The organism is Cellulomonas sp. A375-1 (assembly GCF_001040865.1).
Lineage (GTDB): Bacteria > Actinomycetota > Actinomycetes > Actinomycetales > Cellulomonadaceae > Cellulomonas > Cellulomonas gelida.
Genome location: NZ_LFKW01000046.1, coordinates 52,998 through 61,252, shown reverse-complemented (window position 1 = coordinate 61,252; position 8,255 = coordinate 52,998). Strand labels below are relative to the sequence as shown.

Sequence of the window (8,255 nt, the reverse complement as noted above, 5' to 3'; positions counted from 1 at the left end):
CGCTCGGCCTCGGCCCGCGCGGCGCGCGCGGTCGAGCCGAGGTTGCCCAGCTGCTCGGCGACCGCCGCGAGCTGCGCGTCGGACTCGTTGAGGCGGTCCAGCGTGTCCTCGTACGCCGCGCGCGCCTGCTCCTTCTCCTGCGCCGCGCGCGCGACCTCGAACCGCAGGCGCTCGGCCTCGGCCGCCGCGTGCTGCGCGCCCTGCCGCGCCTGGTCCAGCGCCGCCTGCAGGTGCAGCGCGCTGGGGGCGGCCGCCGACCCGCCCGACGCGCGCGTGCGGGACAGGACGTCCCCCGTGCGGGTCGCGACGACGAGGTCGGGCGCCTGGGCGAGCAGCGCGCGCGCGGCGGCGAGATCGTCGACGACGACGACGTCCGCGAGCAGCGCGTCGACCGTCGCGCGCACGTTCTCCGGCGCCTCGACGAGGTCCGCGGCCCGGTCCGCGCCTGCGGGGAGGTCCACGCGCCGCGTAGGCGACCCGGGTCCGCCGACGAGCAGCGTCGCGCGTCCGGCATCCTCGGTGCGCAGCCAGCGGATCGCGTCCACGGCGGCCTCGACCGACTCGACGGCCACGGCGTCGGCCGTGGCGCCCAGCGCGGCGACGATCGCGTCCTCGTCGCGCGGGTCGACGGCGAGCAGCGCGGCGACCGAGCCGATCGTGCCCGTCAGACCGTCCGCCGCGAGCAGCGCACCCGCGCCGTCCTTGCGGGTCAGGCTCAGCTCGAGCGTCTCGGCGCGGGACTCCAGCGCCGTCCGCTCGCGCTCCGCGGCGCCCAGCGCCTCGGTGGCCTCGGCGAGCCGCGTGGTCACGGCCTCGAGCGCGTCGGCCGCCGCCTCGTGCGCGGCGTCGAGACCTTCCTCGCCCTCCTCCGCGCCCGCGACCTGCGACTCGAGCGCCGCGAACTCCGCGGTCGCCTCGGCGCCCCGGCGCTCGGCCGCCACGAGCGTCTCGCGCAGGCGTCCGAGCTCGGCCTGCGTGGCCTCGACCCGGCTGCGGCGCGCAGCGACCTGACCGGCGAGGCGCGCGACGCCCTCGCGGCGGTCCGCGGCACCGCGGAGCGCGGTCGCGAGCTCCTTCTCGGCGCTCGTCGCCTGCTGCTCGACGTCCTGCCGGGCGGCGACCGCGGCCTCCAGTGCGGCGCGCGCGAGATCGACCTCGGCGGCCAGCTCGGCCTCGGCCTGGCGCACGCGCTCGGCCTGCGCCGCGAGGTCGTCAGGATCCCGTCCGTCGGAACGCTCCGGTGTCGACGAGCCCAGCAGACGCACGCGGTCGGCCGCGAGCGACGCGGTCCCCCGCAGCCGCTCGCGCAACGACGACAGTCGGTACCAGACCTCGCTGATCTCACTGAGCGCCGGCGCGGCCTCGGCCGCCTCGCGCTCGAGCGACGCGAGCCGGGCGCGCGTCGCGCCGAGCTCCGCCTCCACCTGCGCACGCTGGTCGTTCAGCGCGGTCTCGTCGGCGATCTCCTGCTCGAGCTGTGAGCTGAGCTGCGCGAGGTCGTCGGCGAGCAGGCGCGCCCGCGCGTCACGCAGGTCCGACTGCACGACCGCGGCCTTGCGCGCGACCTCCGCCTGGCGGCCGAGGGGGCCGAGCTGGCGGCGGATCTCCGCGGTGAGGTCGGTCAGACGCGTGAGGTTGGCCTGCATCGCGTCGAGCTTGCGCAGCGCCTTGTCCTTGCGCTTGCGGTGCTTGAGGACGCCCGCGGCCTCCTCGATGAACCCGCGGCGCTCCTCGGGCGTGGCCCGCAGCACGGCGTCGAGCTGGCCCTGCCCGACGATCACGTGCATCTCGCGCCCGAGGCCGGAGTCCGAGAGCAGGTCCTGGATGTCGAGCAGGCGGCAGCCCTGCCCGTTGATCGCGTACTCCGACCCCCCGTTGCGGAACAGGGTCCGCGAGATCGTCACCTCGGTGTACTCGATCGGCAGCGCGCCGTCGGTGTTGTCGATCGTGAGCGAGACCTCGGCGCGGCCCAGCGGCGGACGCCCCGCTGTGCCCGCGAAGATGACGTCCTCCATCTTGCCGCCGCGCAGCGACTTGGCGCCCTGCTCCCCCATGACCCACGCGAGCGCGTCGACCACGTTGGACTTGCCGGAGCCGTTCGGCCCGACGACGCAGGTGACGCCCGGCTCGAAGCTCAAGGTCGTCGCCGAGGCGAACGACTTGAACCCGCGCAGGGTCAGCGTCTTGAGGTGCACGGACGCGAGTGTAGGTCGGCCGGGGCCCCGACCCGGGGACGTGGCCCCGGAGCCGTCCGCTCAGGCCGTGCCGCGAGTGCCGTTCAGAGGGCCGGGAACCAGAGCTCGATCTCGCGCGCGGCGGACTCCGGTGAGTCGGAGCCGTGCACGACGTTCTCGATGACCTTGCGGCCCCAGTCGCGCGCCAGGTCGCCGCGGATCGTGCCCGGCGCGGCCGTCGTCGGGTCCGTCGTCCCCGCGAGCGAACGGAAGCCCTCGATCACGCGCTGCCCCTCGACGACCGCCGCGACCACCGGACCCGAGCGCATGAAGTCGATCAGCGGCTGGACGAACGGCTTGCCCGCGTGCTCCGCGTAGTGCTCGGCGAGCAGGGCCTCGTCGGCCTCCCGCAGCTCGAGGGCGACGAGCGTGTAGCCCTTGGCCTCGATGCGCCGCAGGACCTCCCCGACGTGACCGCGGGCGACGCCGTCGGGCTTGACGAGGACGAGGGTGCGCTGGACGTCAGACATGGCGCCCACCCTAGTGTCGCGGGCTGTGGCGCCGCGGGGCGTCGAGCGACCTCGTCCGCGCGGCGTGCGTCACACGTCAGGCGCCGAGCGGGTGCGCCGCGTCGTACTCCGCGCGCTCCCGGTCGATCCGGCCACCGATGCGCAGCGCGGCCACCCACAGCGCGACGAACACGATCGCGACGAGCACCGCGATGTCCCTCGCGACGGACGGCAGGACGAGCGCCGCCGCGACGAGCCAGCCCTGCAGGACCCACCCCACGGCGTACCCGCCGCGCCGGCCGACGAGGCCCGCGGCGACGACGAGCAGGAGCGCGAGGCCCCCGCCGACCGCCCACACCGCGCCGCTCGAGGCGACACGCAGGCCGTACGCCACGAGCGTCGCGAACAGGACGCAGCACGCCTCCAGCACGAGGATGGTCTGGCTGAACTGCGGCTTCGCGGGGCGCTTGCGGCGCACGGCCGGCGCGGACGACGTCACCGTCCCAGGCTACCTTCGGCGTCGGCGTCGCCCGCACCGCGGCCGGCACCCGCCCCGACGGGCGCCTCGACGTGCGACTCGACGTGGGCGGTGAGCTCGTCGACGACGATCGGCGCACCCTCGTCGGACGCGGTACCCGCGACACCCGAGCCGTCGGCGGCCACGGCCTCGCCGCGCGCGACCATGCCGGCGACGTCGGAGAGCTTGACCTCCTTGAGGAACAGCGCCAGGACGAGCCCGATCAGGACGAGCGGCACGAAGTACCAGAACGACGGGGCGAGCGTGCTGGCGAACGCGTCGATGACGCCGGACTGGTACGGCTCGGGCAGGTCGGCCACGACCTCGGGCGTGATGCTCGCCGCACCGCCTGCCGCGCCGCCGGGCGCGTCGGCGAAGACCTCGGTGAGCTTGGCGAACAGCGCCGTGGTGAAGATCGTCGAGAAGATCGCCGTGCCGACGGCCGCGCCGATCTCGCGGAAGAAGTTGTTCGCGCTCGTCGCGGTGCCGAGCTCGTGCGGGTCGACCGCGTTCTGGACGGCGAGCACGATCGTCTGCATCACCAGGCCCATGCCCGCGCCGAGCACGAAGATCATGGCGCCGAACAGCACGAGCGACATGTCCCCCGTGATCCGGGTGAGCCAGACCAGGCCGAGCGCCGTGATGATCAGGCCCGCGACGGGGTAGATCTTGTAGCGGCCGGTCTTGGTGATCGCGATGCCCGAGCCGATCGCGGTGAGCATCACGCCGACCATCATCGGCAGCATGAGGAAGCCGGACTCGGTCACGCCGACGCCGGTCGACATCTGCAGGAAGGTCGGCAGGAACGCGAGCGCCGCGAACATCCCGGCACCCAGGATGAAGCCGATGAGCGTCGCGATCGTGAACGTCGCGTTGCGGAACAGGCGCAGCGGCAGGATCGGGTCCTGGGCACGCGTCTCGACGAGGACGAACATGCCGATCGCCACCACGGTCGCGACGACGAGCAGGACGAGCCAGCCGTTGGACCAGTCGTAGTCGCGGTTGCCGGAGAACGACGTCCACGAGCTGGCCAGCACGAGGCCCGAGGTCGCGACCACCATGAAGAAGATGCCCCACACGTCGATGGACCGCTCCGAGCGGTGCGACGGGAGCTTGAGCGTGATCCAGGCGGTCACGAACGCGGCGATGCCGATCGGGATGTTGATCCAGAAGCACCAGCGCCAGTCGGCGTGCTGCGTGAACAGGCCGCCGAGCAGCGGGCCGATCACCGCGGCGATGCCGAACAGCGCGCCCATCGGGCCCATGTACTTGCCGCGGTCCCGCGCGGGGACGATGTCGGCGATGATCGCCTGCGACAGGATCATCAGGCCACCGCCGCCGAGGCCCTGCACGCCGCGCCAGAACACGAGCTCGCCGAACGACTGCGCGAAGCCCGCACCGGCCGAGGCGATCGTGAACAGGCCGATCGCGACGAGGAACGGCCAGCGCCGGCCCCAGATGTCGCCGAACTTGCCGTACAGCGGCATGACGATCGCGATCGCCAGGATGTAGGCGGTCACCACCCAGCCCTGGTGCGCGACGCCGTCGAGCTCGCCGACGATCGTCGGCATCGCGGTGCCGACGATCGACTGGTCGAGCGACGACAGGAACATGCTCGCCATCAGGGCGCCGAAGATCAGCCAGACGGTGCGCGGGGTGAGCACGACGAGCGGCTTGTCGCTCGCCTGCTCGACGGTGGGGGCCAGTGCCATGGGTTCCTCGTTCGGGTCGTGCGGCCCGGACCGCGCGGCGGTCCGGGATCTGTCGGGGGCTGTCGGGGGGCTCGAGCGGGACGTGCGGAGGCGCGTCAGCGCTGGTCGGTGGCGAACAGCGCGCGCACCTCGGCGACCACGGCCGCGAGGTGGACGCGCGCGTCGGAGTCGGCGCCGACCGCCTCCCACCGCGTCGCGGTGGCGTGCACCAGGAACATCGCGACCGACGCGACGGTCTCGGGGTCGATCTGCGGCTCGGGGCCGAGTCGCTCGGCGACGAGCGACTGCAGCTCGCTGCGGTGCGACTCGAACCAGGCCATGTGGCGGGCCAGGAGTCGCGGCTCGTGCGCGACGAGCTCGATCGCGCGGCGGAACCGCTCGTGGCCGATCGGCTGCTGCTCGATGACCGAGGCGAGCAGCTCCTCGAGGTCCACGAGCAGGTCGCCCGTCGGGCCGCCTCCGACGAACCGCGCCGCCGCGACGGGCGAGACCGGCCAGGGCACGTGCCCGAGCAGCGCGTCGTCCTTGGACTCGAAGTAGTTGAAGAACGTCCGGGTCGAGACGCCCGCCGCCTCGCAGATCGCCTCGACCGTGACCGACTCGATGCCGTCACGCTCGACGAGCCGGTGGGTCGCCTCGATCAGCGCCTCGCGTCGTGCACGCTTCTTGCGCTCCCGCAGGCCCAGGTCGCCGCTCGTCTCGAGCGCGCGCGCCAGCGTCTCGAGCGACGAGGCGGTCGTCGCCGTCGCGCGCCGGGTGTCCATCACGACGAGAACGTTACATCCACTGCAACTTTGCACTCAGCGCAATTACCTGCGACGTCGGTCACACGTGCGATGCGGTCAGATCTCGCCGAACCCCGCATCGATCGCGTCGGTGAGCGCCTGGACGGCCTCGCCGGCCTGCGCACCGCTCGCCTCGATCTGCAGCTGTGCGCCCTGCGTCGCGCCGAGCTTCATGAGCTCGAGCACGCTCGCGGCGTTGACGCCGTTGACCGAGACGGTCGCGTCGTACCCCGCGAGCATGCGGGCCACGACCGCCGCCGGCCGGGCGTGCAGGCCGAGCGGGTTGAGCAGCGTGCGCGTGGCGCGCACGACGCCGTCGTCCGCGGGCGCGGTCGCGTGCCCGTCCGTCGTCGGCGCCGCCTCCACGGGGCCGAACGACGTCGCGGCGTGCACGGCCGAGGCGGCGACCTCCTCGAGGTCCGCTCCCCCGTGCGCCGTCACCGCGGCGGCCACCGCTCCCTCGACGAACGGCGCGTCCGCGAGCCGCACGCGCTGCGCGAGCTCGGGATCGACGGCCTCGAGGACCGACTCGGTCGTGAGCACCGCCGAGCCGAGGTCCGTCAGCACGACGACCGAGCGCCCGGCCGCGCCGGCCCGCTCGATCGCGGCCTCGACCGCGGCGTAGTCCGTGCCGAGACCACCGTCCGCCATGCCTCCTGCGGCGACGATGAGCACGCCGGGCGCCATCTGCGCCGCGAGCTCGGTCGCACCGAGCGCCAGGGCGCGCGAGTGCGAGACCAGGACGAGCGCGACCCGCGCGAGCTCACGGCCCGTCGGGACGCCGGCCTCGGCGGTCACGACGCGCGGGCCGCGGTCGCCGCGGCGGCCTCGAGGAGCAGCTGCGACGAGCGCGCGCCCGGGTCCAGGTGGCCTGCCGAGCGCTCGCCGAGGTAGCTCGCGCGACCCTTGGTCGCGACGAGCGGGATCGTCGACTCGGCGCCGGCGGTGGCGGCGCGGGCCGCCGCCTCGAGCACCTGCGCGGGCTCGGCGCCGTCGGCCGCCGCCTTGGCGGCCGCCTCCGCGGCCGGGGACCACGCGTCGACCATGGTCTTCTCGCCCGTGGTGGCCTTGCCGCGGGCCACGATCCCCTCGAGGCCCGCCTCGAGCAGCGCGACGACGCCCGCGGAGTCGACGGTGCTGCCGCCGCACGCCTTCGCGGCCCGCAGGTACGCGGTGCCGTACAGCGGTCCGGCAGCACCGCCGACCGTCGACATGAGCGTGGTCGCGACGAGCTTGAGCACGTCGCCGATCGTGGCGGGCGGCGCCTCGAGCGCGTCGAGCTTGGCGACGACCGCCGTGAAGCCACGCTTGAGGTTCTCGCCGTGGTCACCGTCCCCGATCTGCCGGTCGAGCTCGATCAGCTCGTCCCGGTGCTCGACCACCGTGGCGGCGCTCGTCCGTACCCAGTCCACGGCCCACGCCACGTCCAGCGTCATGCCACCTCCATCGTCGACCCCTGACCGCTGCCCATCCTCGCCCACGCCGCAGGCGTCACCAGCGCAGCGCGGTGGTGTGGACCGGAGCGTCCCACAGGGTGGTGAGCTCGTCGTCGAGCCGCAGCACCGTGACGGAGGCCCCCTGCATCTCCAGCGACGTCACGTAGTTGCCGACGAGCGAACGGGTCACGTTGACCCCGCGGGCCTCGAGCAGCGCGCGTGCCTTGCGGTACACGATGTACAGCTCCGAGGCGGGGGTGCCGCCCATGCCGTTGACGAAGAGCAGCACGTCCTCGCCCGAGGCGAGCTGCAGGTCGTCGACCACGGGCGTGAGCAGGAGCTCGGTGATCTCGTCGGCTCCGGCCAGCGGGATGCGCCGACGGCCGGGCTCGCCGTGGATGCCGATGCCGATCTCGATCTCGTCCTCGGGCAGGTCGAACGACGGCTTGCCCGCGTGCGGGACCGTGCAGGCCGTCAGCGCGACGCCCATGGACCGCACGTTGGCGATGACCTTCTTGGCGACCGCCTCGACCGCGTCCAGGTCGTCGCCGCGCTCGGCCGCGGCGCCCGCGATCTTCTCGACCGCGACCGTGCCGGCCACGCCGCGCCTGCCGGCCGTGTAGAGCGAGTCCTCGACCGCGACGTCGTCGTTGACGACCACGGTGCGGACCGTGACGTCCTCGGCCTCGGCGAGCTCCCCCGCGGTCTCGAAGTTCAGCACGTCGCCCGTGTAGTTCTTCACGATCGCGAGCACCCCGGCGCCGCCGTCGGCCGCCTGGTACGCCGGGAAGATCTGGTCCGGCGTCGGGCTCGTGAACACCGCCCCCGGCACGGCCGCGTCGAGCATGCCGACGCCGACGAACCCGGCGTGCAGCGGCTCGTGGCCGCTACCGCCACCGCTGACGAGGCCGACCTTGCCGCTGACCGCGCCGCCGACCCGGGTCACGAAGTCGGGGTCGTGATGCACCGCGACGACGTCCGCGTGCGCAGCACCGAACCCGTCGAGCGTCTCGGTGACCACCTCTGCCGGATCGTTGATGAGCTTCTTCACACCCGCCATCCCCTCTCCGGGCGCCACGCGGGCCCCGGTGTCGCCAACGCCCCCGCTGTCGTCCTCACCTT

The 8,255-nt window shown here is 73.9% G+C and carries 8 protein-coding genes; all 8 read right to left on the bottom strand.

Going from position 1 to position 8,255, the window contains the following annotated elements; all coding sequences use genetic code 11:
* On the bottom strand, positions 1-2,195 hold a 2,195-nt coding region (locus tag CWIS_RS05690), incomplete at its 3' end, for a chromosome segregation SMC family protein (protein WP_048342278.1).
* Positions 2,196-2,278: 83 nt separating this feature from the next.
* Positions 2,279-2,704, bottom strand: a complete 426-nt coding sequence (gene ndk / locus CWIS_RS05685) for a nucleoside-diphosphate kinase (RefSeq protein ID WP_048342293.1) — start codon at positions 2,702-2,704, stop codon at positions 2,279-2,281.
* A gap of 76 nt (positions 2,705-2,780) precedes the next feature.
* A complete protein-coding gene (locus CWIS_RS05680; protein WP_048342277.1) occupies positions 2,781-3,182 on the bottom strand; it encodes a DUF4233 domain-containing protein in 402 nt (133 codons plus the stop codon).
* Positions 3,179-4,912 (bottom strand): MDR family MFS transporter, encoded by a 1,734-nt coding sequence (locus CWIS_RS05675; RefSeq protein ID WP_082156244.1) that lies wholly within the window; start codon positions 4,910-4,912, stop codon positions 3,179-3,181. Before CWIS_RS05675 ends, CWIS_RS05680 begins: the two co-directional genes overlap by 4 nt.
* 95 nt (positions 4,913-5,007) lie before the next feature.
* Positions 5,008-5,676 (bottom strand): TetR/AcrR family transcriptional regulator, encoded by a 669-nt coding sequence (locus CWIS_RS05670; protein ID WP_053071571.1) that lies wholly within the window; start codon positions 5,674-5,676, stop codon positions 5,008-5,010.
* Between the two features lie 78 nt (positions 5,677-5,754).
* Positions 5,755-6,495 carry a dihydroxyacetone kinase phosphoryl donor subunit DhaM gene (gene dhaM / locus CWIS_RS05665; protein WP_048342276.1) on the bottom strand — a complete coding sequence of 247 codons (741 nt, stop codon included), beginning with the start codon at positions 6,493-6,495 and terminating at the stop codon, positions 5,755-5,757.
* Entirely contained in the window at positions 6,492-7,133 is a 642-nt protein-coding gene (dhaL, locus tag CWIS_RS05660) for a dihydroxyacetone kinase subunit DhaL (RefSeq protein ID WP_048342275.1), read from the bottom strand. Before dhaL ends, dhaM begins: the two co-directional genes overlap by 4 nt.
* Positions 7,134-7,188: 55 nt before the next feature.
* The gene (dhaK, locus tag CWIS_RS05655; protein ID WP_048342290.1) at positions 7,189-8,184 is read right to left on the bottom strand and encodes a dihydroxyacetone kinase subunit DhaK; all 996 of its coding nucleotides are present in this window, start codon (positions 8,182-8,184) and stop codon (positions 7,189-7,191) included.
* Positions 8,185-8,255 lie beyond the last annotated feature (71 nt).

Bases quoted from the DNA above. Each gene is read 5' to 3' on its own strand.
- dhaL (WP_048342275.1), bottom strand. From the start codon at position 7,133: ATGACGCTGGACGTGGCGTGGGCCGTGGACTGGGTACGGACGAGCGCC.
- CWIS_RS05675 (WP_082156244.1), bottom strand. From the start codon at position 4,912: ATGGCACTGGCCCCCACCGTCGAGCAGGCGAGCGACAAGCCGCTCGTC.
- ndk (WP_048342293.1), bottom strand. From the start codon at position 2,704: ATGTCTGACGTCCAGCGCACCCTCGTCCTCGTCAAGCCCGACGGCGTC.
- CWIS_RS05670 (WP_053071571.1), bottom strand. From the start codon at position 5,676: ATGGACACCCGGCGCGCGACGGCGACGACCGCCTCGTCGCTCGAGACG.